This is a genomic window from Alcanivorax sp. IL2, assembly GCF_047495475.1.
GTDB lineage: Bacteria > Pseudomonadota > Gammaproteobacteria > Pseudomonadales > Alcanivoracaceae > Alcanivorax.
The window spans coordinates 3,241,019-3,267,759 of record NZ_CP179932.1 but is presented as its reverse complement, the minus strand read 5'-3'; the positions used below and the strand labels follow the sequence as shown (position 1 = coordinate 3,267,759).

At 59.8% G+C, this 26,741-nt stretch carries 22 protein-coding genes; 11 read left to right on the top strand and 11 right to left on the bottom strand.

What is annotated here, in order from left to right:
* Nucleotides 1–419: 419 nt before the first annotated feature.
* Nucleotides 420–3,092, top strand: a complete 2,673-nt coding sequence (aceE, locus tag ACMG4N_RS15015; protein WP_297767092.1) for a pyruvate dehydrogenase (acetyl-transferring), homodimeric type — start codon at nucleotides 420–422, stop codon at nucleotides 3,090–3,092.
* Nucleotides 3,093–3,128: 36 nt separating this feature from the next.
* A complete protein-coding gene (aceF, locus tag ACMG4N_RS15010) occupies nucleotides 3,129–4,784 on the top strand; it encodes a dihydrolipoyllysine-residue acetyltransferase (protein ID WP_414432262.1) in 1,656 nt (551 codons plus the stop codon).
* Between the two features lie 179 nt (nucleotides 4,785–4,963).
* Here the strand turns inward: aceF and ACMG4N_RS15005 are convergent, their stop codons facing one another.
* The 10 genes from ACMG4N_RS15005 to ACMG4N_RS14960 form a co-directional block, all read right to left on the bottom strand.
* Complete coding sequence (locus ACMG4N_RS15005; RefSeq protein WP_297767088.1) at nucleotides 4,964–5,290, bottom strand: Spy/CpxP family protein refolding chaperone; 327 nt, start codon at nucleotides 5,288–5,290, stop codon at nucleotides 4,964–4,966.
* A gap of 280 nt (nucleotides 5,291–5,570) precedes the next feature.
* On the bottom strand, nucleotides 5,571–6,242 hold the full coding sequence (locus ACMG4N_RS15000; RefSeq protein ID WP_297767086.1) for a response regulator: 672 nt from the start codon (nucleotides 6,240–6,242) through the stop codon (nucleotides 5,571–5,573).
* Entirely contained in the window at nucleotides 6,239–7,591 is a 1,353-nt protein-coding gene (locus tag ACMG4N_RS14995; protein ID WP_297767084.1) for an ATP-binding protein, read from the bottom strand. Before ACMG4N_RS14995 ends, ACMG4N_RS15000 begins: the two co-directional genes overlap by 4 nt.
* Before the next feature lie 310 nt (nucleotides 7,592–7,901).
* Nucleotides 7,902–8,474: a cob(I)yrinic acid a,c-diamide adenosyltransferase gene (locus ACMG4N_RS14990; protein ID WP_297767083.1), complete on the bottom strand. Its 573-nt coding sequence runs from the start codon at nucleotides 8,472–8,474 to the stop codon at nucleotides 7,902–7,904.
* A gap of 90 nt (nucleotides 8,475–8,564) precedes the next feature.
* Nucleotides 8,565–10,460 carry a TonB-dependent receptor plug domain-containing protein gene (locus ACMG4N_RS14985; RefSeq protein ID WP_297767081.1) on the bottom strand — a complete coding sequence of 632 codons (1,896 nt, stop codon included), beginning with the start codon at nucleotides 10,458–10,460 and terminating at the stop codon, nucleotides 8,565–8,567.
* A 191-nt stretch (nucleotides 10,461–10,651) separates the two neighbouring features.
* The gene (locus ACMG4N_RS14980; RefSeq protein WP_297767079.1) at nucleotides 10,652–11,530 is read right to left on the bottom strand and encodes a ketopantoate reductase family protein; all 879 of its coding nucleotides are present in this window, start codon (nucleotides 11,528–11,530) and stop codon (nucleotides 10,652–10,654) included.
* A 143-nt stretch (nucleotides 11,531–11,673) separates the two neighbouring features.
* Nucleotides 11,674–12,624: a response regulator gene (locus ACMG4N_RS14975; RefSeq protein ID WP_297767077.1), complete on the bottom strand. Its 951-nt coding sequence runs from the start codon at nucleotides 12,622–12,624 to the stop codon at nucleotides 11,674–11,676.
* 101 nt (nucleotides 12,625–12,725) lie between these two features.
* Complete coding sequence (locus ACMG4N_RS14970; RefSeq protein ID WP_297767075.1) at nucleotides 12,726–14,270, bottom strand: AmpG family muropeptide MFS transporter; 1,545 nt, start codon at nucleotides 14,268–14,270, stop codon at nucleotides 12,726–12,728.
* 228 nt (nucleotides 14,271–14,498) lie between these two features.
* Nucleotides 14,499–14,801, bottom strand: coding sequence for an MGMT family protein (locus ACMG4N_RS14965; protein ID WP_297767074.1), 303 nt, complete (start codon nucleotides 14,799–14,801; stop codon nucleotides 14,499–14,501).
* Nucleotides 14,802–14,943: 142 nt separating this feature from the next.
* Entirely contained in the window at nucleotides 14,944–15,705 is a 762-nt protein-coding gene (locus tag ACMG4N_RS14960) for an SDR family oxidoreductase (RefSeq protein WP_297767072.1), read from the bottom strand.
* A 354-nt stretch (nucleotides 15,706–16,059) separates the two neighbouring features.
* On the opposite strand from ACMG4N_RS14960, the gene groES reads away from it, so the two are divergent.
* The 7 genes from groES to rimI all read left to right on the top strand — a co-directional run bounded on the left by groES (nucleotide 16,060) and on the right by rimI (nucleotide 23,583).
* Nucleotides 16,060–16,350: a co-chaperone GroES gene (groES, locus tag ACMG4N_RS14955; RefSeq protein ID WP_035249363.1), complete on the top strand. Its 291-nt coding sequence runs from the start codon at nucleotides 16,060–16,062 to the stop codon at nucleotides 16,348–16,350.
* A gap of 85 nt (nucleotides 16,351–16,435) precedes the next feature.
* Entirely contained in the window at nucleotides 16,436–18,079 is a 1,644-nt protein-coding gene (groL, locus tag ACMG4N_RS14950) for a chaperonin GroEL (RefSeq protein ID WP_414432258.1), read from the top strand.
* Between the two features lie 255 nt (nucleotides 18,080–18,334).
* The gene (gene rrtA / locus ACMG4N_RS14945; RefSeq protein WP_297767066.1) at nucleotides 18,335–18,946 is read left to right on the top strand and encodes a rhombosortase; all 612 of its coding nucleotides are present in this window, start codon (nucleotides 18,335–18,337) and stop codon (nucleotides 18,944–18,946) included.
* Nucleotides 18,947–18,959: 13 nt separating this feature from the next.
* Nucleotides 18,960–20,624: a DUF3592 domain-containing protein gene (locus ACMG4N_RS14940; protein WP_414432256.1), complete on the top strand. Its 1,665-nt coding sequence runs from the start codon at nucleotides 18,960–18,962 to the stop codon at nucleotides 20,622–20,624.
* 101 nt (nucleotides 20,625–20,725) lie between these two features.
* A complete protein-coding gene (locus tag ACMG4N_RS14935) occupies nucleotides 20,726–22,273 on the top strand; it encodes a 2-isopropylmalate synthase (RefSeq protein ID WP_297767062.1) in 1,548 nt (515 codons plus the stop codon).
* A gap of 91 nt (nucleotides 22,274–22,364) precedes the next feature.
* Nucleotides 22,365–23,114, top strand: a complete 750-nt coding sequence (locus tag ACMG4N_RS14930) for a hypothetical protein (RefSeq protein ID WP_414432254.1) — start codon at nucleotides 22,365–22,367, stop codon at nucleotides 23,112–23,114.
* Complete coding sequence (gene rimI, locus ACMG4N_RS14925) at nucleotides 23,104–23,583, top strand: ribosomal protein S18-alanine N-acetyltransferase (protein ID WP_414432252.1); 480 nt, start codon at nucleotides 23,104–23,106, stop codon at nucleotides 23,581–23,583. The genes ACMG4N_RS14930 and rimI overlap by 11 nt, the downstream gene beginning before the upstream one ends.
* A gap of 281 nt (nucleotides 23,584–23,864) precedes the next feature.
* Here rimI and ACMG4N_RS14920 read toward each other — a convergent pair whose 3' ends face one another.
* Nucleotides 23,865–24,284, bottom strand: coding sequence for a hypothetical protein (locus tag ACMG4N_RS14920; RefSeq protein ID WP_414432250.1), 420 nt, complete (start codon nucleotides 24,282–24,284; stop codon nucleotides 23,865–23,867).
* A 265-nt stretch (nucleotides 24,285–24,549) separates the two neighbouring features.
* Between ACMG4N_RS14920 and ACMG4N_RS14915 the strand changes: the two genes are divergently transcribed.
* Both ACMG4N_RS14915 and prfC read left to right on the top strand, forming a co-directional pair.
* On the top strand, nucleotides 24,550–24,885 hold the full coding sequence (locus ACMG4N_RS14915; RefSeq protein ID WP_297767057.1) for a DUF2834 domain-containing protein: 336 nt from the start codon (nucleotides 24,550–24,552) through the stop codon (nucleotides 24,883–24,885).
* 83 nt (nucleotides 24,886–24,968) lie between these two features.
* The gene (prfC, locus tag ACMG4N_RS14910) at nucleotides 24,969–26,552 is read left to right on the top strand and encodes a peptide chain release factor 3 (protein ID WP_414432249.1); all 1,584 of its coding nucleotides are present in this window, start codon (nucleotides 24,969–24,971) and stop codon (nucleotides 26,550–26,552) included.
* Nucleotides 26,553–26,741 lie beyond the last annotated feature (189 nt).

Here is a 26,741-nt window from a genome sequence, read left to right as displayed (position 1 = left end):
GCGTGGGGTGCACTGAGCGAACCCTCTAATTAATCATTGAGAATGGATAATTGATAACGGCGCGATCAACGCTGTGTCGGTTCTCAATTCTCAATTATTCATTATCAATTGCTTTTCGCCTGGTGTTGTTCGCTTGGGCTCATGCACCCTGCGGGAAGGGTGGAGGTGCTTTTCTCCCGACCAGACTTAGGTCTGATGTCGTCCTGCTGTGGCCGTCGTCATGCTGGCAGGGCTTTTGCCATACCAAAACATCCGCCTGTAACCCGCCTGTGGTGATTATCGTCATTTGACCGGCCAGTCATTGCGGCTAGTATGGAAAGAGCTTGTATCAGTTCGCCCAACACCCCCGGGCGCTTATTTCCGCGGTGCTGCAGTGATCCTGCAGGGCTGCCAGGCGACGCGAAAAAGGACGCATGCCCATGCACAAAAGAAGTTTCTTTGATGATATGGACCCGGCAGAAACCCGGGAGTGGCTTGAAGCCCTGGAATCCGTGGTCGAGCGCGAAGGCCCTGAGCGGGCCGCCTGGTTGCTTGACACCATCACCAACGAGGCCCAGGAACAGGGCATTCGCCGTACCGACCTCAATACCCCGTACCTCAATACCATTGCTGCCAAAGACGAAGTACCGATCCCCAGCGATATCTTCATGGAACGCCGGGTGCGGTCCCTGGTGCGCTGGAATGCGCTGGCTATGGTGATGCGGGCGAACATGGATAACGATGACGAGCTGGGTGGCCATATCGCTTCCTTTGCGTCATCTGCCACGCTTTACGATGTAGGTTTCAATCATTTCTTCCGGGCCCCCAGCGACAAGAACGAAGGGGACCTGGTGTTCTTCCAGGGCCATTCGGCCCCGGGCGTTTATGCCCGCGCTTACCTGGAAGGGCGCATCAGCGAAGAGCAACTCGACAACTTTCGCCGGGAAGTGGATGGCAAGGGCCTGTCCTCCTATCCGCATCCCTGGCTGATGCCGGATTTCTGGCAATTTCCCACCGTGTCCATGGGGCTGGGGCCGATTCAGGCCATCTACCAGGCCCACGTTATGAAGTACCTGCAAAACCGCGAGCTGATCCAGAAGGATGACCGCAAGGTGTGGGCCTTCCTGGGCGACGGCGAAATGGACGAGCCGGAATCCCAGGGTGCTCTGGCCCTGGCCGGTCGCGAGAAACTGGATAATCTGATCTTCGTGGTCAACTGCAACCTGCAGCGCCTGGATGGTCCGGTGCGCGGTAATGGCAAGATCATCCAGGAGCTGGAAGGCGTCTTCCGGGGTGCCGGCTGGAATGTGATCAAGGTGGTCTGGGGGAGTCTCTGGGACCCACTGCTGGAACGGGACAGCCAGGGGTTGCTGCGCCGGCGCATGGAAGAGTGCGTGGACGGTGAATACCAGGCCTACAAGAAAAACGGTGGCGCCTATACCCGCGAGCATTTCTTCGGTGAGTACCCGGAGCTGAAGAAGCTGGTGGAGCATATGTCCGACGATGAGGTGTACCGCCTAAATCGCGGTGGCCACGATCCTTTCAAGGTCTACGCGGCCTACCATGCGGCGGTCAACCATACCGGTCGGCCCACGGTGATCCTGGCCAAGACCGTAAAGGGTTACGCCACCGGTGCCGGCGAAGCGGTCAACAAGGCCCACCAGATGAAGAAGCTGGACCTGGAAAGCCTGAAGGATTTCCGTGATCGCTTCGATATGCCGTTCACCGATGAACAGCTCAAGGACGTGCCCTACTACCGGCCGGATGCGAATGCCCCGGAAATGCGCTTCATGAAAGAGCAGCGCGATCAGCTGGGCGGCTATATGCCGATGCGTCGCCAGCAGGCCAGCCAGGCGCTGACCCTGCCCGGGCTGGATATCTTTGCCAACTTCCTGGAAGGCAGCGGTGACCGGGAAATTTCCACCACCATGGCGTTTGTGCGCATGATGAGCGCGCTGATCAAGGACAAGCAGATCGGCGAAAGGGTGGTGCCGATTGTGCCCGATGAAGCTCGTACCTTCGGCATGGAAGGCCTGTTTCGACAGCTGGGCATTTACTCTTCCGGTGGCCAGAAATACGAGCCCGAGGACGCCGGCCAGGTCATGTATTACCGGGAAGACAAGAAGGGCCGCATTCTGGAAGAGGGCATCAACGAAGCGGGCGCCATGTCCGGCTGGCTGGCGGCTGCCACCAGCTACAGCGTGCACGATTTCACCCTGATTCCGTTCTACATCTATTACTCCATGTTCGGTTTCCAGCGCGTGGGAGACCTGTGCTGGGCCGCCGGCGATAGCCAGGCCCGGGGTTTCCTGCTGGGAGCCACCGCCGGGCGCACCACCCTCAATGGCGAAGGGCTGCAGCACCAGGATGGCCACAGCCATCTGCTGGCCAGCACCGTGCCCAACTGTGTCAGCTATGACCCCACCTACAGCTATGAGCTGGCGGTAATTCTCCATGACGGGCTCAAGCGCATGTATGAAGACAACGAAAAAGTCTTCTACTACCTGACGCTGATGAACGAAAACTACGTGCACGGCGCCATGCCGGAGGGGGCCGAAGAAGGCATTCGCCGGGGCATGTATCTGTTACGCGAAGGCAAGGGAAAAACCAAAAAATCCCCCCGTGTGCAGTTGCTGGGCAGTGGCACCATTCTTCGCGAAGTGGAAGCCGCCGCGGAACTGCTCCGTGATGACTTCGGAGTGGCCGCGGACGTGTGGAGTGTCACCAGCTTCAACGAACTACGTCGGCAAGGTCTGCGCCTGGACCGGGACGAAATCCTCAATCCGGATCAGGAGCGTGAGCGCAGCTGGGTAGAGAAATGTCTGGATGATCGCGACGGCCCGGTGATTGCGTCCACCGATTACATGCGTGCCTTTGCCGACCAGATCCGGCCCTGGGTACATGCTCCTTATACGGTGCTGGGCACCGACGGGTTCGGCCGCAGTGATTCCCGCCAGAAACTGCGCCACTTCTTTGAAGTAGACCGCTATTTTGTGGTGCTGGCGGCACTCAGTGCGCTGCGCAAGGATGGCAAGGTAGAGGCGTCTACTGTGAAAAAGGCCATCGAAAAATACGGCATCGATACGGATAAACCCTATCCGGTGATGCATTGATCGCACCCCAGCGTGATCTCACAAAAGGAGACAGGTGTGAGTAAGAGCATGATTTGTGTTCCCGATGTGGGCAGCAGTGATCCTGTTGACGTCATCGAGATCAGCGTGAAAGTCGGCGATACCATTGCCGCAGAAGACACCATTATTGTTATGGAGTCCGACAAGGCCACGGTGGAAGTGCCGGCGCCCCAGGCGGGGACGATTACTGCCATCAGCGTCAAGGTGGGGGATCGGGTCAAGGAAGGCGATGAACTGATGGAAGTGGAGGCCGACGGCGAGTCGGAAGACGACGCCGTCCAGGAATCCGAGGCTGTCAGTGAAGCGTCGCAAGCTGCAGAGGAAAAACCGGCGCCAGAGTCGACGCCGCAAGAAGAGGATGAGCCCGAAGCACCGCAAGCGCAGGAAAGCGGTGGCAGCGAAACGGTTTCCGTCCCCGATCTTGGCGATATCGATGCTGCAGAAATCATCGAAGTGAATGTGGCCGTGGGTGATGAGCTCGAACAGGAGCAGGTCATCGTGGTGGTGGAATCGGACAAGGCGTCCCTGGAAATTCCAGCCCCCTTCGCCGGCAAGGTGGAATCGGTGGCAGTGAAGATGGGCGACAAGGTTGGCACCGGCGATGCGCTGCTGACCATGGCCGTAGCCGGCGGTAAGCCGACAGCGGACAACAAAGCAGAGGCGGCAGAAAAGTCAGAGACGAAGTCGGCGCCAGCCCCGGAGCAGACCTCCTCCGAGCAAAAACCGGCTCCGGCAACGTCGCAGCCAACCACAGCGGATGCCGGTTCCCCCTCCAGGTCCGTGCACGCCGGCCCGGCGGTCCGCAAGCTGGCACGGGAAATGGGCGTGGATCTGGCGCAGGTCAACGGCACCGGGCCCAAGGATCGTATCCTCAAGGAAGATGTGCATGCCTGGGTGAAGCAACGCCTTGAAGGTGCGCCAAAGGCATCCGGCGGTGGTCTGGCGGTGGAATTGCCGGAGATCGATTTCAGCCAGTTTGGTGAGATCGAGCGGCTGGAACTCAACAAGCTGCGCAAGGTTTCCGCCCAGAACCTGACTCGCTCCTGGCTGACCATTCCCCATGTCACCCAACACGAGATGGCAGATATCACCGGCCTGGAAGCGTTCCGCAAACAGCAGAACAAGGTGCTGGAGAAAGAAGGCGTTAAGCTGACCATGCTGGCGTTTCTGGTCAGCGCCTGCGCCAGGGCGCTGCAGGAGTTCCCGCGTTTCAACAGCTCCCTGGAAAACAGCGGTGAGGCTTTGATTCAGAAGCACTACATCAACATCGGCATTGCCGTGGATACCCCCAATGGACTGGTGGTGCCGGTGATCAAGGATGCGGACAAGAAGGGTCTGAAAGCCATTGCCCAGGAAATGGGTGAGCTGGCGGAAAAGGCCCGTAACCGCAAACTGACACCGGCGGATATGAAAGGCGGGACTTTCAGTATTTCCTCGCTGGGGGGGATCGGAGGCACCGCCTTTACGCCCATTGTGAATTGGCCGGAAGTGGCCATCCTCGGGGTAAGCCGATCCGACATGCAGCCGGCCTGGGACGGTGAGCAGTTTCAGCCTCGGCTGATGCTGCCGCTGAGCCTGTCCTATGACCACCGGGTGATTGATGGCGCCGATGCGGCCCGTTTCACCACCTACCTGAGTCAGTTGTTGACGGATATGCGACGGGCGCTGCTTTAAGTGGTCCTCTCAATGCAACGAAGATAGCCGGCAATTTGCCGGCTATCTTCGTTGGGGGGTGCGGGTCTGACGTCGGAAGTCTGAGGTCAAACCCAAAACCAGCTTTCATGCTTTTCAGACTTTTATTTTTTAGCGTCGGATGTCCGACCTCAGACGTCCGAAAAAAACGGTAGCCTGAATTATTCCCCCTGCTTACCCTTTTTTCCCTTCCATTTTTCCTTGCGTTCTTCCCAGCGCTCCTTGCGCTTTTCTTTCATCTCGGCCAGCTTTTCCTGCTGCTCCGGGGTCAGTACGGTATTCATTTTAGTCTGCGTTTCTTCATGCAGGGCTTTCATCTTTTCGCCCTGCTCCTGAAAGATGGCCTTGAGCTGAGTGCTTTGTTCTTCGCTCAGTTCCAGTTTCTTTTCCAGACGCTCCACCATGTGCTCGCCGCCTTTATGACCAGGGCCATAGGCAAAAGCGGAGGTGGTAAAGATAGCCAGGGCAACAATAGCCAGTTTTTTCATGATGCTCTCCTTGTGACTCAGTGAGTCCCTGTGAATGTGTGGAAGCAGTATGGGCGGGAAGGGTGCAAGGAATATGCAGGAAATAAGGAAGACGCAGGTTCGATGGCGCCAGGCTGTAGGAGCCCCTCTTGAGGGGCGAACCGGAACTGACCGGCGAGTGGCTATCTGGAACATGTCGATGGGTGAAATCCCTGATCGCCCTTCGGTCGATTCCGTGCTTCGCACGGTTCGCGGCTCTAGAGCCGCTCCTACAGCGGCTTTGTAGAGGGGGTTGTTGCCGCTACGGCTGCTCCAACCGATACCCCACCCCATAAACACTACCGATCCAGTCATGGGAGGTATCATCCCCGTCGCTGAGCTTGCGGCGCAGTTTGCGGATGTGGCTGTCGATGGTGCGGTCAGAAACCACACGGTGGTCCTGGTAGATTTCATCCATCAACTGATCCCGGGACCAGATGCGACCAGGGTGGCGGGACAGGGTCTCGAGCAGGGCGAATTCGATGGCGGTGAGGGCGACCCGCTGCTTGCCCATGACCGCTTCATAGCGCTCGTCGTCCAGGGTCAAGGTGGGGCCGGTAGTGTCTGGTTGTGGGTTGGACCGGCGCAGTACTGCCTTGACTCTGGCCACCACTTCCCGGGGGCTGAAGGGTTTACAGATATAGTCGTCGGCACCCAGTTCCAGGCCCAGCAGGCGATCCACTTCATCCACCCGGGCGGTGACCATCAGGATCGGCACCTGGCTGTGACGGCGGATGGCCTTGCACACTTCCATACCGTCGCCGTCCGGCAGCATCAGGTCCAGCAAGATAGCCTGGAAGCGTTCCTCTTTTGCCAGTGCCATGGCGGTCCGCGCGCTGTCGGTCTGTTCGGTGTGGAAGTGGGCGTGCTGGAGATAGTCTGCCATCAGTTGTGACAGCCGTGGCTCGTCTTCCACGATCAAAATGCGGCTCATGTGCTCTCTCCCGGCAAGGTGATACGGATCCGCACGCCGCCCAGAGGGCTGTGCTGCGCACCGATGGTGCCGCCATGGGCTTCAACGATACGCTGGCAAATGGCCAGCCCCAGGCCGGCGCCGCCGGTGCGGCGGTTGCGGGAGCTTTCTACCCGGTACAGATGGTCGAACAAGCGGGGCAGGGCCTCGTCGGGCACACCCGGGGCACTGTCTTCCAGCAGTAGTTCCCAGTTGTCGCCAGTGTGTGTCAGCGAGAGGCTCAAGGTACCGCCGCTGGCGGTGTACTTGAGAGAGTTCTGCAGCAGGTTGTCCAGCAGCTGGCGAATGCGCACCGGATCCATATCAATAACGGCAAGGTCGGGAATACGGGTTTCCAGGCTGATGCTCTGCTGGCTAAAGCTGTTGCGATAGCTGTCGACCACCTCGCCGAGCAGGTACGCCAGATCCTCCCGGTGGAACTGATAACGCAGATTGCCGCCATCCGCCAGCGCCAGGTCGTGCAGGTCGTTGATCAGGTGAGTGAGCTGGGCCACTTCCCCTTCCAGAGACTTGATGAATTCGGCGCTCAAGGGGCGAATGCCATCGCTGATGGCTTCCAGCTCACCCTGCAGGATTGCCACCGGGGTGCGCAGCTCATGGGCAATATCCGAGAACCAGCGTTGGCGGGCCTGCTGGCCCTGATCCAGACGCTGCGCCAACTGATTGACCTGTTCGGTGAGGGTGCCCAGTTCGTCCCGGCGGCGGGTTTCCAGGCGGGCGCTGTAGTGGCCTTCCTGCAGGTCGCGGGTGTGGTTGGACAGGGCAAGAATCGGTGCCACCAGGTGGCGGGCCAGTAGCCAGGACACCAGCAGTGACAGCAACACGCCCACAAACAGCATCCAGCCCATGAAGCGCAGCTGGCGGCCCTTGAAGCGTTGGTCCAGTTTGTCGCGGATAGCGTCCTGATCCGGGTAGGTCAGGTAGCCGACGATACTGCGGCCGACCTGAACAGGAATGTCCGAACGGAATTTCGGCGGCGCGGGTGGGCCTAACAGCCGTTGTTTGTGGGCATCCAGCAGCTGCAGATGGCGGTGATCGCCGCGGCTGTCACGGTCGTCATCCCTATCTCCGGCCAGCCGGTAGAGTCGTTTGAGCAGACGGGGGTCATCCATCAGGAACTGCCAGCCGCCGCGCTGTTGGTAGAGGATGCCAAGGTGATCCGCCAGTCGTTCTACCTGGGCTTGCTGACGTTCATCCAGATAGGTTTCCAGACTGCGCAGGAACGACAGGTAATAGAATCCGCTGGCCGCCAGGGTGAGCACCAGGAAGGTGGACAGGAAAATGACAAAGAGTTTGTTGCGAATGCCCATGGCGAAACGTCGTCGGTCCGGGCCTCCAGTGTAGCCCTTGCTTGTGCCCTTGAGGCAGGGTTGCACAATGTTTTCACAATGGGGATGGAGAAGGCCGGAGGCACGACTTGTGGGAAGCGATGCTTGCATCGCGAAGCGGTTGGCAGTGCGGGCGTTTTCACGATGCAAGCATCGCTTCCCACAAAAACACCTGCCTGGCGACGAAAACCAGCACAGACTAACGGATAGCGTAGGGTGCACTGAGCCTAAGCGAACTGCACCGATTTAGCTGTGCCCTCTGTGGTTAAAACCGGCTTTTCAAGGAGCGAGCTTAGCCCCTTTCTGCCTTCGGCTGCCAAAGTACTTCCGGCGACTCCTGGCGCAGGTTGATCACCCGGGCCATCACGAACAAGAGGTCGGAAAGTCGGTTGACCAGGGCCAGGCTCACCGGGTTGACGGCGTCTTCGTCGGCCTCATGCAGGGCCACAAAGTGGCGCTCGGTACGTCGGGCCACGGTGCGGCAGTGGTGGCACCAGGCGGCGTCCGGGTGCCCGCCCGGGAGGACGAACTCTTTCAGTGGTGGCAGTTCGGCGTTGAAGGTATCCGCCCGGGATTCCAGCTCCACCAGATCGTGGTCGTCGATGACGCGATGACCGGGAATGGCCAGTTCGCCACCAATATCGAACAGTAACTGCTGGGCCAGGCCGAGCACGGTATCCAGATCTGCATCCAGCGACCGGGCGCGCAGTACGCCCAGGCCGCTATTCAGTTCGTCCAGTTCCCCCAGTACCTGGATGCGCGGATGCCACTTGCTGACCCGGCTGCCATCGGCCAGGCCGGTATCGCCGCGGTCGCCGGTGCGGGTGATCACCCGGTTGATGCGGGTCTTTTCCTTGTCGCTCATGGTGGCTCCTGGTGGGAGGGTTATGGCTCGGGTAAGACTCTTGCCGTTGGAGCCTTGTGAACAAGGCCCAACGGGTTTGCTGTCAGGTGTTTAAAACTCCACGCCAAACGCCGCGCGGTAGTGGCGCTCTGGAAGTGGGTACAGTGTTGCCGTGTTTGTGGTGTTGCTGAAGTTACCGTAGTCCACCACCTGGTGGTCTTCCAGATTGTAGACGCCCGCCTTGAGATAAAACGCCTGATAACGGGCGGTCAGTTGCAGGTCTGTGGTGCGGTAGTGGTCCAGTTTGCGGAAGCGGTTGTCCAGGTCACCGTCAAAGCGGCGATCCCCCACATAGCGGTGGCTGATCTGTGCGGACAGCCAGGACAGGGCCTGCCAGTCGGCGATCAATTGCAGGGTATGTTCAGGTACCAGTGGTACGTCTTTGCGGTCGAAGGGGCCGCCGTCGAAGCGGGCCTGCTGGGCGCTGGCGTTGATGGTCAGCATCAGGTCCTTGTCCAGTCGCCAGCGGGAATTGATGCTGACGCCCTTGTGGACGGTGCGGTCTTCCAGATTGCGATTGGTAAAGCTGACCGGATCAAAGAGGATCTCATTGTCGATCTCGGCCCGCCAGAAGGTCAGGGTGGAATGCTGGCGACCCTGGGACCAGCTGGCCCCGGCGGTGTAGCCCTTGCCAGTTTGCGGATCAATGGGGGGATTGAAAGGGCTCAGTTCATCCACGTTGGCAATGCGCACGCTGCGCTGGGCGCCAGCGAACAGGGCCAGGTTACCCGTGAAGGTATAACGGATCCCGCCCTCGTACATTTCTCCGTCCTGTTCCTTATCCGTCCCTTCGCCACTCAGGGTGCTTTCCAGTTTTCGGGCGCCGGCACTGAGAGACAGTTTCGGGGTCAGGCTGACCAAGTTGTGCAGATACCAGGCCTGCTGGCTTTGCTCCAGTTCCCGGTTACCGAAACTGGTGCGGCTGTGGTAATCGTATTCGTGCAGATCCAGACCCAGGGTCCAGTTGTGAACGGCACTGCCAGTAGTGTGCTGGCCTTCCAGTTTGGGCGTGACGCTGTAGCTCTCCACCACGGTTTCACCGAAGCTGCCGCTGGAGAAAAACGCAAAGGTCTGCTCTTGACGGCGTTTGCTGGCTTCCAGGGTGAGCGCGGTATTACCGCGCAGGGCGATGCGCAGGCCCGGCATCAGCCAGTAGTTTTCCTGTTCGGCATCATCAAAGGGGGTGTCGGTACCCTGTGGGTCATTGCGAAATTGCGCTTCGGAACGACCGCCGGGCAGGCCCAGCTCCTGTTCTTCGCCGTTGGCAGTGAAATAGGCCTCAATGCCGTCTTGTTGATAACGCACATCGGCGAATACGCTGTGGTTGCGCACCTCGTTATTGTCCCGATAGCCGTCGCTGTCCAGGGTGCTCATGGCCACGGCGCCGCTCAGGCTGCCCTGATGACCGGTGGCGTAGCCGTTGCCGCCCAGGGTGCCGTGGCTACCGCCATTGACTTCCAGCCCGGCGCTATTGTCATAGCGGCGGCGGGTAACGATATTGATTACCCCGCCCACGGCACCATTGCCATACAAGGCCGCACCCGCTCCGGGAAGAATCTCGATACGCTCAATGGCAGCCAGCGGAATACCGCTGAGAAAGGGGCTGGCCAGATCGATATTGGAGAGGCGGCGACCATTAAGCAGGATCAGGGTGTTCTGGTTGGCGCCGGCGCCGAAGCCCAACAGATCCAGGCTGGCCTCACTGCCGTTGATGCCATAGAGCTGGCTGGCCTGCAGCCCCCCCACGGTATCCAGCACTTCCGTCAGGTTGCTGGCAGGCATGCTGGCCAGGGTCTCCCGATCCAGGGTCAGGGTACCGGTGGGTAGTTCCCCGGCCAGGCTTGGGTGGCTGGCGCCACTGACTTTCACTGCCTTGATTTCGTTGTTGGCCAGGGTCAGGCCACTGGTGGCGATCAGGCCAACGGCCAGAAAAATGCGACTGTGCATGGAGGTTCCACGAATCCGGATTAGTGCCCGCTACGATGGCGAAAAACGGCATTTAATTCCAGTGCTACAGGGTAAAAGTCTCTGCGGGGGCTGTCGGCAAGTATTCAGGTGCGAGTGGCGAGATGCGGGTTTCGAAGAGCAAAGCCATGGTGCCGACAAGGACCGCTTTTTGCTGCTCGAACCCCGTTGCCCTAGCGCAACGTCAGTGCCGTAACCATTTTCCTGTTGGCAGGGACTGCCAGATCCAGCTGGTCTGCCTGCTTCACCAGCCAGCCATTGATAGCATCAATTTCCGTCTGCGCTCCCCGCTGCCGGTCAGCGCGCATGGAAGAAGTATTGCTGGCGGTAGCCCGGGCCACGGTGAGCACATTCTCCAGGGAGTGACCGGGCCATGCCGGGTCCAGTTGTTGCAGTACATGATCCGCTTCTTCGCAAAGCTGTGTGGCCTGTTTGCGTAAGGCCGGGTCGTCGTTAATACGGCCATTGGGCACATCGTAAAGAGCGGTCAGCGGATTGATCACTGCATTTGCCACCAGTTTATGCCACTGGCGCGGGCGGATGTCGTCTTCCCAATGCAGATCCGGCCAGTGTTCGGTCAGAGCGGCAAACCAGGCAGGCGGGGCGGTACTGCCTCCGAGCCAGGTGGCATTTTCTGCCACTACCGTGTGGTCCGGGTGCTGCCCTTTGACGGCGCTGGTGGTGATGGCTTCCAGGGGTATGCAGCCCGGCGGCAACAGGCTATCCAGGGCTCCCAGGCCATTCTGAAAACGCAGCACCTGAGTCTGGCTATCAAGGCGCTGCCTCAGCGGTGCCATCGCCGAGCGGGTATAGGGAGTTTTAATCGCCACCAGCAAGTGCCCGATGCGATCGGGGAGGGCAGAAGGAGTCAGCACCGGTAACGATACCGCTTGCTGGCGTCCGTCCGGCAACCAGAGCGTTTTTTTCAGGGGCGATGCAGACTCGCTCCGAATCACGGTAACGCGATGTCCGGCCAGGGTCAGATACCAGGCCGCCAGCGTGCCCATATTGCCGGCGCCCAGCAAAAACCAGTGGGGAGGAGTATGTGGCATGTTGTCCAAAGGCAAAGAACTGATTTTTACCACATGAGGGCACAGTGAGCACAGGGGAAGCTGGATGCCAGATGCCGGACGCAAAAACCAAAAAACGTGAGGCGAAAAAATGCTCGTCACTGATTGGCGTCAGGCGTCACCATTCACACATTGGCGGTGGCTGACACAATGCGTCGTTCGCTGAGGGACTGATCCAGCTCGGCTAGGGCCTGTTCGAACATCTGCTCCCCATGGCTTTGGCCTTCAGAGGCGGCGATTGCCATACTCACTTGCAGGCTCAGGAAGCCGGCGGCGGTCTGGTAGGCGCGATGGTTGAGGCCTTCATAAAGGCGGCGAAAACCGGTGGGGTCGCAGTGGTCCATGTGGGGTTGCCAGGTGATAAGGGCAAACTGATCGGTCTGCAACCGGCACAGATGATCCATGGGGCGTACCGACTGGCGCAGGCGCCGGCTGAACGCCAGCACACCTTGCTGCATGACCTTGTCGCCACGCTGGGCACGTAGTGCCTCGAAGTCTTCCAGGCGCAGCATTAGCAGGCAGGCGGCGCCGCCCCGTTTTTCCGCTTGCTTCAAGGTATTTTGCAATGCTCGCAGGGCATCCTGGCGATTGCCGAAACCGGTCAGCGGATCGATCAGTGCGTGGCGTTTGAGCTGACGGTTCACGGTCAGCATGCGCTGATAGTCGGTCTGTACCCGGTTGTGGCGCTGGATGATCCGGTCTGCGGCCATCACCCGGTGATGCAGTTGCTCGGTCATGGCGGATTTGGAGACAAAATCGTCCACACCCTGATCAAAGGCCTGTTGCAGGGCATCCACCCCTTCGCGGGCGGTGAGCAGCAGCACATAGGTATAGCGATTGCTGGCTTCGTCGTTTTGACGAATGCGGCGGGTCAGTTCCAGGCCATCCATGCCGGGCATCAACCAGTCTGCCACCACCAGATCGGCGGGTTGCTCGGTCAGTTGACCAAGGGCGTCCTGGGCACTGTGGGCGTGGCGAATGCGGGTGTATCCGGCAGAGGCGAGGGTACGGTTGACCACCGCCGCCGAGAAGCGGGCATCGTCCACAACCAGAATATCGAGTTCCGAGTGACTCATCCGTGTGTTCTTATTGTTGTTTTTTGTAAGTTCCCACTATAGCCGGTTTGTGAATTGATTGAAAAGTATACTGCAAGCCTGTTTCGGCGAATGAGCGGGGCTCAGTGCCGAAAGGCCTCGTGGCGCTGGATTAGATAGATTAGCCCCAACACCGGTACGCCCATCAAGCTGGCCAACAGGAAAAACCCGGGGTAGCCCAGGTTATCCACCATGCTGCCCGAGTAGCCACCAATGGTCTTGGGTAGCAGGGTCATCAATGAGCTGAAGATAGCGTACTGGACGGCAGTGAAAGAGACATTGGTGAGCTGCGAGAGGAAGGCCACAAAGGCGGCACTGGCGAGACCGGCGGTCAGGTTATCGGCGGAGATCACTGCATAGAGGATGCGGATGTCGTGGCCCGCATAGGCCAGCCACAGGAACAGCAGGTTGGTCGCAACGGTCAGAAAGGCGCCCAGATACAGCACCCGGATCACGCCGTGACGCATGGCCAGCAGCCCACCCAGGAACCCGCCGGCAATGGTCATGAACAGACCGAAGGTTTTGACCACCCCGGCAATCTCGTTCTTGGTGAAACCGATGTCCTCAAAGAAGACGTTGGAAATGACGCCGAGCACAATATCTGAGATGCGGTAAAAACCCACGAAAACCAGCAACAGCAAGGCGAGCCGGCTACCGTAGCGCTGGAAAAAATCCTTCACCGGGTCCAGATAACTTTCCCGAACCAGCTGTCTGTCATACAGCGGTGTCAATGAGAGTGCTTTGATCAAGGCGGCAACGATGGTAATCGCCAGCGCCAGCCGCAGACTCTCCACCACCAGGCCGGACAGGGCGCTGTTCTCAACGATCTCCGTGAGCGTTTGCCGGAGCGAGCCTGCCGAATCGGCGGTCAGGACATACACCGTCACGAAGGCCGTGATGCCTGCCACGAAAATCGCCAGAAACTTCAGATACTGCCCGCTGGTGTACTGATGGGCTGAGGGGCGAGGGTTGTCCGGTTCGCGAATGATCAGGGTGGTAATAGCGCCCACCAGCATGGTGAGTGCCATGAGTGCATAGGTGGTTTGCCAGGCGGGATAGCTGTACGCCTCGCTGGTGGAGCCCAGCCAGCTTGCCAATACCAGCGAGCCTGCCCCGGAAGAGAGCATCCCTATCCGGTAACCGGCAATGTAGGAGGAGGACATCAAAGCCTGTAATTCGACCCCCGCAGATTCAATTCGGTAGGCATCGATGACGATATCCTGGGTGGCGGCGGTAAAGCCGAGCATGACCACGGCAAAAGCCATCAGGTTGAGTGCCCCAGGCTGGCTCGGGTCGACCAGGGAAATACTGAAAATGGAGGCGGCCACAGTGAGCTGCGCCACCAGCAGCCAGGCCCGGCGCCTGCCCAACCAACGTGTCAGAGCAGGAATCGGCAAGCGATCAATCAGTGGCGCCCAGAGAAACTTGAACGAATAGGCCAGTGCCGCCCAGCTGAAGTACGTGACCGTGGAGCGCTCCACGCCGGCCTCTCGCAACCATAGTGACAGCGAGGAGAAAATCAGCAGTAGTGGGATGCCTGCAGAAAACCCGTAGAAGAACATGGTCACTACACGGGGATGCAGGAAGGCTTTCAGGGATTGCTGCCAGTTGGTCGATTGTGGGGGCATAGGTCTCTTAGCGGGTATTGCCGAATGGCGAAAGGCTCATCATAGACACTTTGTCCGCAGCGAGCGATGTGGGTTCACCGTGCGCGGGGAGGAATGAGTCTGGCCGAGTGCGCAAAAGCCTCTTGCGTGCTCAGCGAACCCTTCAGGACATGGCCGTGTGCTCTGCGAGGATAAATTGCGAGCGAATCCGACTGCCCAGGCGTGCCGGCTGTGATTCAACAAGGCGTGTTACCAATGAAGGAAGTACTGTCTGGGCACCCGGTCACCCAGCACGGTGACGTTTTCGTCGAGTAGCCGCTGGATCTGTTGCTCTCCGGCGGGCGTGCCCGCCAGGGCAACTCGGCCGTCCCCGCGCAATACCCGATGCCAGGGCAGACGGGTATCTGTCGGTAACTGGCTCATCAGCCGGCCCACAATGCGGGCATGGCGGGGAAAGCCGGCCTGCCGTGCCACGGCTCCATAGCTGCTCACCGTCCCGGGCGGGATGGCGGCAACGATCTGGTAGACGGCGTCTCGGAAAGAAGGGTCCATACAGGCAGCTTCGAGCGACTAGCGTTGAGCTGCAAGGGAAAACGAAAAAATGAGAAGGGGCAACCCTTTGGTTGCCCCTTCTCATCAGCGGAACATTCTCTTAGCTAGAAGCTAGAAGCTAGAAGCTAGAAGCTAGAAACTATTACCGCAGCCCGCCATCCATATCGATACAGCGACCGGTGAAGTAATCGGTCTCGAAGATGAAGGCCACGGAACGGGCGACGTGTTCCGCTTCGCCCAGGCGACGCAGGGGAACGGCCTGGATCAGACGCTCGCGGGCCTCCGGTTTCATGGCGGCGAGCATGTCGGTGTTGATGGTGCCGGGAGCCACCGCGCCAGTGCGGATGTTGTAGCGAGCCAGCTCTTTGGCCCACACCTCGGCCAGGGCAACCACCCCGGTCTTGGCAGCGGCGTAGTTGCTTTGCCCGAAGCTGCCCTGGCGAGCCAGGGAGGAAATGTTGACGATCACCCCTTCCTCGACCCCCAGTTCCAGCATTTTTGCAGCCGCTTCGCGGCCACACAAAAACACGCCGGTCAGGTTCACGTCGATCACAGCCTGCCATTGTTGCAGGCTCATCTTGCTGACGATCTCGCCGTCCTTGTACTTCACCAGCAGGCCATCGCGGGTGATGCCGGCGTTATTGACCACGCCGTGCAGGCTGCCGAAGTCCGCCACCACGTCACTGAACAGCTTTTCCACGTCCTCTTCTTTGGCCACGTTGGCCAAATAGGCGCGCGCTTCCCCGCCGGCAGCCTCACAGGCGGCCACGGTGGCGTTCAGGTCTTCCTGGCTCAGGTCGACGCAGGCCAGGCGGGCACCCTTGCCGGCAAAGTAGGTGGCAATACCCCGGCCCAGGCCACGGCCGGCGCCGGTAACAACAACCACTTTCTGGTTCAGATCCATGGTGATTCCTTGCAATGTCGGTTCACGATGGCCCGGATTATGGTGGGCTGACCCTGCCTGGCCAATGACCGGATTGCTCAGTGACTCGCAAAAACGGCAAACGACACTCCCGGGTTGCCTGACCCGGCAAAGGATTTTTCGTCGCCCCCCTTGAAACCCGGCGCTGTGGCCCCACTCCTGTGTCCTGCAGGCGGTCGCGGGACAGGCGCTTTCAAAGGTCACTTTCCCTATTGACTGCACTGGCATCATTACTATGATTAGCACTCGACTCGTTAGAGTGCTAATTCGGACTGCCGAGCTTCGCTTCCGCGAGCTTGGATGTCATCAGAACTAAAACTGGGAGTTTAAGGAAAAATGAGCATCCGTCCTTTGCATGATCGCGTGCTGGTTCGCCGTGAAGAGGAAGAAACCAAGACCGCCGGCGGTATTGTGCTGCCCGGTTCCGCTGCCGAGAAGCCGTCCCGCGGCGAAGTGATCGCGGTGGGTAACGGCAAAATCACCGATAGCGGAGATGTGCGTCCGCTGGACGTGAAAGCCGGTGACAAGGTGATCTTCGGTCAGTACGCCGGTAACACCGTGAAGGTGGACGGCGAAGAATTGCTGATCATGAGCGAAGCTGAAATTCTGGCCGTCGTCGAAGGCTAAGTGCCGCAGGCCAAGAGCAAGAACATGAACGCCCGCAAGGGCATTCACCCCATTCCGGGGTAAAGATTTGCAGAGGTAAAGAACCATGGCGAAAGAAATTCTGTTCCGTGACGAAGCCCGTCAACGTATGGCCAAAGGCGTTAACATCCTGGCCGACGCCGTCAAGGTAACACTGGGCCCGAAAGGCCGTAACGTGGTGCTGGAAAAATCCTTCGGCGCACCGTCCATCACCAAGGATGGCGTCTCCGTGGCCCGTGAAATCGAACTGGAAGACAAGTTCGAGAACATGGGTGCCCAGATGGTGAAAGAAGTTGCCTCCAAGGCCAACGACGAGGCCGGTGACGGCACCACCACCGCCACCGTGCTGGCTCAGGCATTCGTTAACGAAGGCCTCAAGTCTGTCACCGCCGGCATGAACCCCATGGACCTGAAGCGCGGCATCGACCAGGCCGTAGCGGCCGTCGTGGAAGAGCTGAAAAAGCTGTCCACGCCGTGTGACAACACCAAGAGCATCGAGCAGGTGGGCACCATCTCCGCCAACGCCGACAAATCCGTGGGCGAAATCATCGCCCAGGCCATGGAAAAAGTGGGCCAGGAAGGCGTTATCACCGTTGAAGAAGGCCAGTCCCTGCAGAACGAGCTGGACGTGGTTGAGGGCATGCAGTTTGATCGCGGTTACCTGAGCCCCTACTTCATCAACAACCAGGAGAAAATGCAGGTCGAGCTGGAAGACCCGTACATCCTGCTGGTGGACAAAAAGATCTCCAACATCCGCGAACTGCTGCCAGCCTTGGAAAATGTGGCTAAAGCAGGCAAGCCGTTGCTGATCATCGCCGAAGACATCGAAGGCGAAGCACTGGCCACTCTGGTTGTGAACAACATGCGCGGCATCATCAAGTGCGCCGCCGTGAAAGCGCCGGGCTTCGGTGACCGTCGCAAGGCCATGCTGCAGGACATCGCCATCCTCACCGGCGGTACCGTAATCAGCGAAGAAGTGGGCCTGAGCCTGGAAAATGCGTCCCTGGAAGATCTGGGTACCGCCAAGAAAGTGAACATCGACAAGGAAAACACCACCATTGTTGATGGCGCTGGCCAGCAGGCTGATATTGATGGCCGTGTGGAGCAGATCCGCAAGGAAATCGAGAACTCTTCCTCTGACTACGACAAGGAAAAACTGCAAGAGCGCGTGGCCAAGCTGGCCGGCGGTGTTGCGGTGATCAAGATCGGTGCTGCCACCGAGATTGAAATGAAAGAGAAGAAAGCCCGTGTGGACGATGCCCTGCATGCGACCCGCGCTGCCGTGGAAGAAGGTGTGGTCCCCGGTGGTGGTGTGGCACTGGTGCGCGCTCTGGCCAACGTTGGTGTCATCAAGGGTGACAACGACGAGCAGAACGCTGGTATCGCCCTGACCTTCCGCGCGCTGGAAATGCCCCTGCGTCAGATCGCCTACAACGCCGGTGCTGAAGCGTCCGTGATCGTGCAGGAAGTGCGCAACGGTTCCGGTAACTACGGCTACAACGCCGCCACCGGTGAATACGGTGACATGCTGGAAATGGGCATCCTGGATCCTGCCAAGGTAACCCGTTCCGCGCTGCAGGCAGCGGCCTCCATTGCCGGCCTGATGATCACCACCGAAGCCATGGTGGCTGACAAGCCGGAAGAAAACGGCGGTGGCGCCCCGGATATGGGCGGCATGGGTGGAATGGGCGGTATGGGCGGCATGATGTAAATCAGCCCCTCGTAATACGCTCCACAGAAAACCCCGCCTTGTGCGGGGTTTTCTTTTTTAAAGGCAGCTACAAGTTTCAAGCTACAAGCTGCATCGCGATTCGATGTTGCAGCCAAACCGCTAACGCGTGCGCCGCGCCGCTGACTTGGGGTCGCAGGCACTGTCTGCCAGTATCGGTACAATCCATCCCGCGCCTTGTAGCTTGCAGCTTGCAGCTTGTGGCTTAATACCCCTTCAATTTCAGCCGGTACCTCCATGCAACCCAGAGACAACAAACTCCGCCCGCACTTCGCCCTGGTGGTGGCCACCATGGTGGTGCTGGGTCTGGCGCATTCCTGGGTGAACCCCTGGCTGGCGTTTGATCGTTCGGCCATCGAACAGGGGCAGGTCTGGCGGTTGCTGACCTGCCATCTGGTGCATCTCAATCACTGGCACATGCTGCTCAATCTGGCCGGTCTGGTCCTGTGCGGCTATTTCTTTACGGACCTGCTTGATCGGGCACGTTTCTGGAGCTGGTTGCTGTTTTGTGGGCTGGTCACCGGGCTGGCGTTGTATTTTCTGGATACCGGTTTGCAGCACTATGTGGGGCTGTCCGGTATCCTCCATGGTTTGCTGGTCTATTGCCTGCTGCAGGGCTGGCGGGGGAATCCCTGGTTGCATTCACTGGTGTTGCTGGTGATCGCCGGGCGCATTGTCAGTGAGCAGCAGGCAGGCTATGACGTGAACTATCTCCGTAGCTGGATCGACGGGCGGGTCTATGTGAATGCCCACCTGTACGGTGCCCTGGCCGGAGTGTTGTTGTTTGGGGGAATCACGGGTGTCGAATACGGCAGAAAACGCAGAACAGGAAACGCAGAAAGACAATAAAGCCTCGGGCTGCATGACAATACTCTTTCCCGGCGTTTTTCTGGTGGCGGGTTTGGCGGTGATGTTTTTTGTGGGGCTTAAACCGGCCTTTCAATACTGGCAATCCGGCAGTTGGGAGCGGGTGCCGGCCACGGTGCTGAGCAGTACCCTCAATCGCAATTATTCGGATGGCTCGACGACTTATAGTGTCAGCGCCAGCTATCGCTATGAGTATCAGGGGCGCAGCTATTCCAGTCATACCGTGAGTCAGTACGGTGGCAGCGATAATTTCGACGATTACTGGCAGCGTCTGGCCAGCCGACTGGAGTCCGCTCGCTCCCGGGGGCGAACCGTCATGGCCTGGGTCAACCCGGCGAATCCGTCCGAGGCTTTTCTGGATCGCACTCTGCGCTGGGGATCATTGGTGTTTGGCCTGGCCTTCGGCGGCGTGTTTGCCTTGGTGGGTGGCGGCCTGATGTTCCTGTTCAACCGGGGCAGCAAGGGCAAGGCCGATCTGGCAGAAGGGGGGCAGTACCACAGCAAGGAAAAATCCGGCCACTGGTTTCTGGTTGGCTTCGGCGCCATCTTTATCCTGCTACCATCGCCGGCCTATCTGGCGGTCTGGGACAAGGTCAGTCGCGGTGACTACGCGATTCTGATGGTGCTGCTGTTTCCCGCCGTGGGCGCCGGTATTGCCTGGTCGGGCTGGAAAATGCGCAGTAATTACCAGTTCTTCGGCCCCACACCTCTGCAGCTGGACCCGGAGCCGGGCCATGCCGGTGGTCAGGTGGGTGGCTCCATCCACCTGGGCAAGGCGTTGCCCCGTGAGACGGATATGGATGTGTGGCTGAGCTGCATCCGTGGCCGCGAAAGCGGTAGTGGCAAAGACCGCAAGACCGTGGAAGACATCCTCTGGCAAACCGACCAGCGCGCCCTGTGCCAGCCCACCCAGCAGGGCAGTGACATCCTGTTTTGTTTCGATGTGCCGGCGGAGCAGCCGCCGTCCTCCGGTAGCGGTCGCAATTACATCTGCTGGCGAGTCGAGCTGGAGGGCATGGTCGAAGGCCGCAAGCTGAAACGCAGCTGGGATATCCCGGTGGTGGCGGGGGAGGGCGAGAGTCGTTTTCGTCTGCCGGAGTCCCACGTCATGGCCGACCAGCGCGAGCGGGAAGTCGAGGCGCTGGAATCTGCCAACGAACAGATCCGGGTGGAGCAGACCGGCCAGGGCCTGCACCTGGAAAGCCGCCCAGGTCGGCACCTGGGCATGAAGCTGGCGCTGCTGGTGTTTGGTGGCATCTTCGCTGCCGTGGGCACCGGGCTCTTTATCGCCGCCGCCAGCGAAGGTTTCATGTTGTACCTCATGGGCAGTATTTTCGGGCTGATCGGCTATGCCATTGTCGGCAGTACCCTGTTCACCCTGGGGCGGGGGCTGGATGTGTGGGTGCGCGGTGGCGAAGTGCGCAGCCTGCGCCGCTGGCTGGGTGTCCCGCTGTTCACCCGCAAGGGCCAGTTGCTGCGGGCAGAGCAAGTGGTGCTGAAGACCGGCATGAGCAGCACCAGCAATGGCCGCCAGACCGAGTACATGACGCTGATCGCCGAGGTGGATGGCAAAAAGATCCGCCTGGCCGAGGGGATCGCCGGGCGAGAGGCGGGTGAGGCCCTGCGCGAAGCCGTGCTGCGCACCCTGCGACTGGTGTAGAATTGAGCGATACCACAACGACAAATCACCGTAGGAGCCATGCAAGCATAGCTCCTACAGCTCGGTGAGCTGGATGGCTCACCCGCCAGAGAGAGATAACGATGAGCAAAGAGCGCCTGATTATTTTCGATACCACCCTGCGTGATGGTGAGCAGAGCCCCGGTGCCACCATGGATCAGGACGAGAAGCTGCGTATCGCCAAGGCTCTGGAGCGCATGAAGGTGGATGTGATCGAGGCCGGTTTTGCTATCGCCAGCCAGGGGGATTTCCTGTCGGTGAAGGCCATTGCCGATACCGTGCGCGAATCCACCATTTGCTCGCTGGCCCGCGCCAAGGCGTCGGATATCGATCGCGCTGCGGAAGCGCTGGCCGGGGCCGAGTCCGGGCGAATTCACACCTTCCTCGCCACCAGCCCCATTCATATGCAGCACAAGCTGCGGTTAGAGCCGGATCAGGTAGTCGAGCATGCAGTGGCGGCGGTGAAGCATGCCCGCAATCACATGGGCGATGTGGAATTTTCCTGCGAGGATGCCGGTCGCTCCGAGCTGGATTTCCTCTGCCGCATTATCGAGGCGGTGATCGACGCCGGTGCCACCACCATCAACATCCCCGACACCGTGGGCTATGCCATTCCGGAACAATATGGCCATACCATTGGCCAGCTGCTGGCTCGTATCCCCAATGCCGACAAGGCGGTGTTCTCGGTGCACTGCCATAACGACCTGGGGCTGGCGGTGGCCAACTCCCTGGCCGCGGTCCAGGCCGGCGCCCGGCAGGTGGAATGCACCATCAACGGCCTTGGCGAACGGGCCGGCAATGCGTCTCTGGAAGAGATTGTCATGGCGGTACGCACCCGCCAGGATCTGTTCAATGTGGATACCGGCATCAATGCCAAAGAGATCGTACCCACCTCGAAAATGGTGTCGCAGATCACCGGCTTCCCGGTGCAGCCCAACAAGGCCATCGTCGGTGCCAATGCCTTTGCCCACGAGTCCGGTATCCACCAGGACGGGGTGCTCAAACACCGCGAGACCTACGAGATCATGTCTGCCGAGGATGTGGGCTGGCATACCAACCGCATGGTGCTGGGCAAGCACTCCGGCCGTGCCGCTTTCCGCGCCCGTCTGGACGAGCTGGGCATCACCTTTGCCTCGGAAGCGGCCATGAACGAAGCCTTCCAGCGCTTCAAGGATCTGGCTGACAAGAAACACGAAGTGTTCGATGAGGATCTGCAGGCCCTGGTCAGCGACACCAAGAAAGCCGCCGAAGAAGAGCGCTTCAAACTGGTTCTGCTGGAAGCCACCGCGCGTACCGGTGAAACGCCGGAAGCCCGTATCGTGCTGGCTATCGATGGGAAGGAACGGGAAGCTACGTCCACTGGGGCCGGGCCTGTGGATGCGGCCTTCAAGGCCATCGAGATGCTGGCGGAAAGCCATAGCATCCTGCAGCTGTACTCGGTGAATGCCATCACCGCCGGCACTGACAGCCAGGGTGAAGTGACGGTACGACTGGAAAAAGGCGGGCGGATCGTCAATGGCCACGGCGCCGACGTGGATATCATCACCGCTTCCGCCAAGGCCTACCTGAATGCGCTTAACCATTTTGCGGCGGGCCTGGAACGGGCTCACCCGCAGGCGGCGGATGTATGAAGAACGTAGCAAGCGTCACGCAACATGCCAGCACGCCGCTGTCAGGCATGACGTGTGTGCGTGAGGCCTGCAAGCCGTTGCGGAGCGCCCCATGAATGAAGCCCAGCGACAGCACTACCTGAAAGCCCTGGGGCTGACGCCCTGGGTGGCCAGGGCGCCGTTGCCCGGTGCCGCGTCCTCGCAGCTGCTGGATTGGGAGGACGAGGAAGAGCAGCAGGCAGCACCGACATCACCCGCGCCTGCCCAGGAAGCGCCCGTCCCGGCGCCGCCGCAGACAGCGGCCCCGGTTGTCACTGAAGCGCCGGCTCAGGAGGCTCCACAGAGTTCGCCGCCGGCCAAAGCCACCACCGATACTCCGGAACCCGCGCCAACCGCACCGGCAGTCGCCAGAGGCAAGGGGCTGACCTTTACCCTGGAAGCCCATCTAGGTGGCGATACCTGGTTGCTATGCGCCCAGGAAGACAGCCAGGCCCCGGGGCTGGGACGCTTTGAGGCGCCGCTGATGGCCAACTTGTTGGCCCTGTTCCAGGCACGGCCTCAGCGTCCGCGGCGTTTCTTCTGTCCACTTACTGAACAGCCCATGCCCGCAGAAGAAGCGGCGCAGGCGCTTTCGGCCTTTATTGCCGGCCTGTGTGAGCAGGCGGGTGGCGAGCGCGTATTGCTGTGCTTGCCGGAGGCGCTCAGTGAGGCGCTGTTTGATCAGCCCCGCTATCAACCCGTCGAGTTAGGTGGTCGCCCGGCACTGGTGGTCAGCAGCTTGGCAGAAATGTTGGCGGAGCCGGCGCAGCACAAGAAGGCCAGCTGGCACGCCATGCAGGCAAATGGCTTTCATGGCGAGTGAGCGGACCCGCGTGGCAGCCATCCGTGCCATGGAGCTGGAAGACGTAGACGCGGTGATGGCCATCGAAACCGCCGCCCAGCTGACCCCCTGGAATAGCGCCCACTTTCACGATTGCCTGGGCAACACCAATTATCTGTGCCAGGTGGCCACCGTGGACGACGTGCCGGCGGCCTTTCTGATCCTGTCGCGAATCCTCGACGAAACCCATGTCCTCAACATCGCCGTGGCCCCGGCCTGGCAACGCCACGGCATCGCCCGGCGATTACTGCAACAGGCTCTCGAGGCGGCCCGCGCCGATGCCATGACCGTGGTCTATCTGGAAGTGCGGGAAAGCAACCAAAGTGCCCAGGGACTCTACCGCCAGCTGGGCTTTGAGGTCTGTGGGGTGCGCAAGAATTATTACCGCAAGGGGGACGGGCACGAGAATGCGGTATTGATGCAGTGCCTGCTCACCAGCGGGCATAAATAATTCTCTACATCCTATCTACGAAGCCGCTGTAGGAACGGAGCGCAGCGGAGTAACGCACGTAGTTCCGTGCGGCCCGAAGGGTGAGCGTAGCGAATAATACCTCTTGAGGCGCGAACCGCGCTTGCGCGGAAATCGTCCGCAGGGCGATCAGGGCTCCCAAGGCTCGACAGGTTCCAGAAAGAATGGTGGTCAAACCTTGAACTTTGTCGCCTCGCTACGCTCGGTTCGCGGCTCGAGAGCCGCTCCTACAGCAGGCAAGGTGCGATTCGAACAGCTTCCCGTTACTCCTGAATGGGCATCCAGCCGTTCTCAGAATCCCGGAAGGTAATCACCCGCTGGCGCTGGAAGGTATCACCCTTCTTGAAGTTGCCGTGCTCCATGCGCAGGGCGCTGAGGGTCATGATCATGGCGAAGCGATCCATGCCGGACAGATCTTCATTGCCCTTGATCTTGTCGGTGTAACCACCCAGATCTTCTCTGGCTTTCAGCTGGTAATCCACTTCCAGCGTGTAGCGGCCGTCTCCGTCGTCGTAGCCATTACGCTTTTCCACATCGGTGACTGCCAACAGGCCGGACAGGTGCGCGTTTTCCAGTTCTGCTTCCAGCGCTTTACGGGCATCGCCGGCATCCGGGGTACGGCTGCAGGCCGCCAGCAGGGTGGCGAGGAAGAGGGCAGCGAAAGCGCGGAGATAAACAGGCATGGTCTGGCATCCTTGTTGTTCTGGAACCGATACTCTAGCACTGCTTTTGGTTCGCCCTGAAGTGTTAGGGAGCCTCTGAATCACTCCTTGCATGATCAGCCTGTCAGGATGACCCGCAGAGCGCGGCCTGAAGAGCACAACAGCTGCACCCTTCCGGCCACGATGAGTACGCAAGGAGTGATTCAGAGGCTGCCTTGGTGGACACGCCAGAGTAAATCCTCAAGGATACGGTGATTACGGATGACCTATTGCGAGGACTTGGCCTGTGTCAGAGAACCTGTTTCGTCGACTGTTATTGCTGGTAGCCCTGAGCTTTTGTGTGGTGTTTGCGGTGCTGATCATCCCGCCGCTGCTCGAGAACCCGGATATCCTGGCTGCCGCCGCCGGAGGCTTCGTGAATCCCTTTGCGGCCGGGTATTCCACGGATGTGATTTTGTGCTGGGTGGTACTTGCCATCTGGGTGATCTTCGAGCGTCAGCGTTACCAGGTCCGCGGCGGTTGGTTGGCGCTGCTGCTGGGGCTGGTCCCTGGTGTTGCGGTGGGATTTGCCCTCTATCTGCTAATGCGTCAGCGTCAGCTGAAAGGCTCCGGCATCGTCTGACAGGGTGGCGCTGAGAGCCTGATAAGGGCACGCAAGGCTGTTATACTCGCGCCCTCGAAAATCCTGTCAGAGTCGGAAGCCCCATGAGCCTGCAAGACCAGGTGGCCAAGCGCCGCACCTTCGCGATTATTTCGCACCCGGACGCCGGTAAAACCACCATTACCGAAAAACTGTTGTTGTACGGCAACCTGATCCAGAGCGCAGGTACCGTGAAAGGCAAGAAGTCCGGCAAGCACGCCACCTCTGACTGGATGGAGATGGAGAAGGAGCGGGGCATTTCGGTGACCACCTCGGTGATGCAGTTCCCCTACAAGGATGCCACCGTCAACCTGCTGGATACCCCCGGCCACGCCGACTTCTCTGAAGACACCTACCGCACCCTCACTGCGGTGGATTCGGCGCTGATGGTGATCGATGCCGCCAAGGGTGTGGAGCAGCGGACCGTCAAGCTGATGGAAGTGTGTCGCTTGCGCGACACGCCGATCCTTACCTTTATCAACAAGCTGGACCGGGACGTCCGTGACGGCATTGAAGTGCTTGATGAAATCGAGGATGTGCTCAAGATTGAGTGCGCTCCGATTACCTGGCCCATCGGTATGGGCAAGAGCTTCAAGGGTGTCTACAACCTCCTCACTGACACCACCGTGCTCTACAAGACCGGTCAGGGCCACACCGTGCAGGACGTGCGCGAAGTAAAAGGCCTCAATAATCCCGAGCTGGACCAGGCCGTGGGGGCCGACTACGCCGAAGAACTGCGTGAGACCCTGGAGCTGGTACAGGGCGCCAGCCACGAATTCGATCTGGAACGCTTCCTGGCCGGCAAGCTGACCCCGGTGTTCTTCGGTACCGCCCTGGGCAACTTCGGCGTCGATCACATGCTTGACGGCCTGGTGAAGTGGGCACCGCCGCCCCAGCCCCGCGATGCCACCGCGCGTACCGTAGTCGCCGACGAGCCCAAGATGACCGGCTTCGTGTTCAAGATTCAGGCGAACATGGACCCCCGCCACCGGGACCGCATCGCCTTCATGCGCATCTGTTCCGGCAAATACCACAAGGGTATCAAGCTCAAGCAGGTGCGTACCGGCAAGGACGTGCGTATTCCTGATGCGTTGACCTTCCTGGCCGGTGAGCGTGACAACGTGGAAGAGGCTTTTTCCGGCGATATCATTGGCCTGCACAACCACGGCACCATCCAGATCGGTGACACCTTCACTGAAGGGGAAGAGTTGGCCTTCACCGGCATTCCCCACTTCGCCCCGGAATTGTTCCAGCGTGTGGTGCTCAACGACCCGCTGAAGAGCAAGCAGCTGCACAAGGGGCTGACTCAGCTGGCGGAAGAGGGCGCCACCCAGGTGTTCTTCCCGTTGCGCAACAACGACGTGATTCTGGGCGCCGTGGGCACCCTGCAGTTCGATGTGGTGGCCGCTCGCCTGAAAGGGGAATACGGCGTGGATTGCCGCTATGAACCGGTCAGTGTGGCGACAGCGCGCTGGATCGAAGCCGGCAGCGAGAAAGAGCTGACCGCCTTCGAGCGCAAGGCCCATGACAACTTGTCCCGCGACGGCGCGGGTCACCTGACCTACCTGGCACCGACCCGTGTGAACCTGCAACTGGCACAGGAGCGTCATCCGGAGATCCGCTTCCGAGAGACCCGCGAAATTTCATAGCAATGCAGCAGACGCACGCAACAATGCGAGTAACACGAGCTTCGCATTGTTGCGTGGTATTTCCCGTCAGCGATGAGCATCGTGCATGATGGGTAAATGCACTGCCTCAGCGGTCGCGATCCTTTTCACAAGCGGGTAAACTTCCTGACTTGTTTCGGCCCCGCCTCACAAGGGTACTGTCGGGACACA

Coding starts and splice junctions, on each gene's coding strand:
- aceE (WP_297767092.1), top strand. CDS start 420: ATGCACAAAAGAAGTTTCTTTGATGATATGGACCCGGCAGAAACCCGG.
- ACMG4N_RS15005 (WP_297767088.1), bottom strand. CDS start 5,290: ATGAAAAAACTGGCTATTGTTGCCCTGGCTATCTTTACCACCTCCGCT.
- ACMG4N_RS15000 (WP_297767086.1), bottom strand. CDS start 6,242: ATGAGCCGCATTTTGATCGTGGAAGACGAGCCACGGCTGTCACAACTG.
- ACMG4N_RS14995 (WP_297767084.1), bottom strand. CDS start 7,591: ATGGGCATTCGCAACAAACTCTTTGTCATTTTCCTGTCCACCTTCCTG.
- ACMG4N_RS14990 (WP_297767083.1), bottom strand. CDS start 8,474: ATGAGCGACAAGGAAAAGACCCGCATCAACCGGGTGATCACCCGCACC.
- ACMG4N_RS14985 (WP_297767081.1), bottom strand. CDS start 10,460: ATGCACAGTCGCATTTTTCTGGCCGTTGGCCTGATCGCCACCAGTGGC.
- ACMG4N_RS14980 (WP_297767079.1), bottom strand. CDS start 11,530: ATGCCACATACTCCTCCCCACTGGTTTTTGCTGGGCGCCGGCAATATG.
- ACMG4N_RS14975 (WP_297767077.1), bottom strand. CDS start 12,624: ATGAGTCACTCGGAACTCGATATTCTGGTTGTGGACGATGCCCGCTTC.
- ACMG4N_RS14970 (WP_297767075.1), bottom strand. CDS start 14,270: ATGCCCCCACAATCGACCAACTGGCAGCAATCCCTGAAAGCCTTCCTG.
- ACMG4N_RS14965 (WP_297767074.1), bottom strand. CDS start 14,801: ATGGACCCTTCTTTCCGAGACGCCGTCTACCAGATCGTTGCCGCCATC.
- ACMG4N_RS14960 (WP_297767072.1), bottom strand. CDS start 15,705: ATGGATCTGAACCAGAAAGTGGTTGTTGTTACCGGCGCCGGCCGTGGC.
- groES (WP_035249363.1), top strand. CDS start 16,060: ATGAGCATCCGTCCTTTGCATGATCGCGTGCTGGTTCGCCGTGAAGAG.
- groL (WP_414432258.1), top strand. CDS start 16,436: ATGGCGAAAGAAATTCTGTTCCGTGACGAAGCCCGTCAACGTATGGCC.
- rrtA (WP_297767066.1), top strand. CDS start 18,335: ATGCAACCCAGAGACAACAAACTCCGCCCGCACTTCGCCCTGGTGGTG.
- ACMG4N_RS14940 (WP_414432256.1), top strand. CDS start 18,960: ATGACAATACTCTTTCCCGGCGTTTTTCTGGTGGCGGGTTTGGCGGTG.
- ACMG4N_RS14935 (WP_297767062.1), top strand. CDS start 20,726: ATGAGCAAAGAGCGCCTGATTATTTTCGATACCACCCTGCGTGATGGT.
- ACMG4N_RS14930 (WP_414432254.1), top strand. CDS start 22,365: ATGAATGAAGCCCAGCGACAGCACTACCTGAAAGCCCTGGGGCTGACG.
- rimI (WP_414432252.1), top strand. CDS start 23,104: ATGGCGAGTGAGCGGACCCGCGTGGCAGCCATCCGTGCCATGGAGCTG.
- ACMG4N_RS14920 (WP_414432250.1), bottom strand. CDS start 24,284: ATGCCTGTTTATCTCCGCGCTTTCGCTGCCCTCTTCCTCGCCACCCTG.
- prfC (WP_414432249.1), top strand. CDS start 24,969: ATGAGCCTGCAAGACCAGGTGGCCAAGCGCCGCACCTTCGCGATTATT.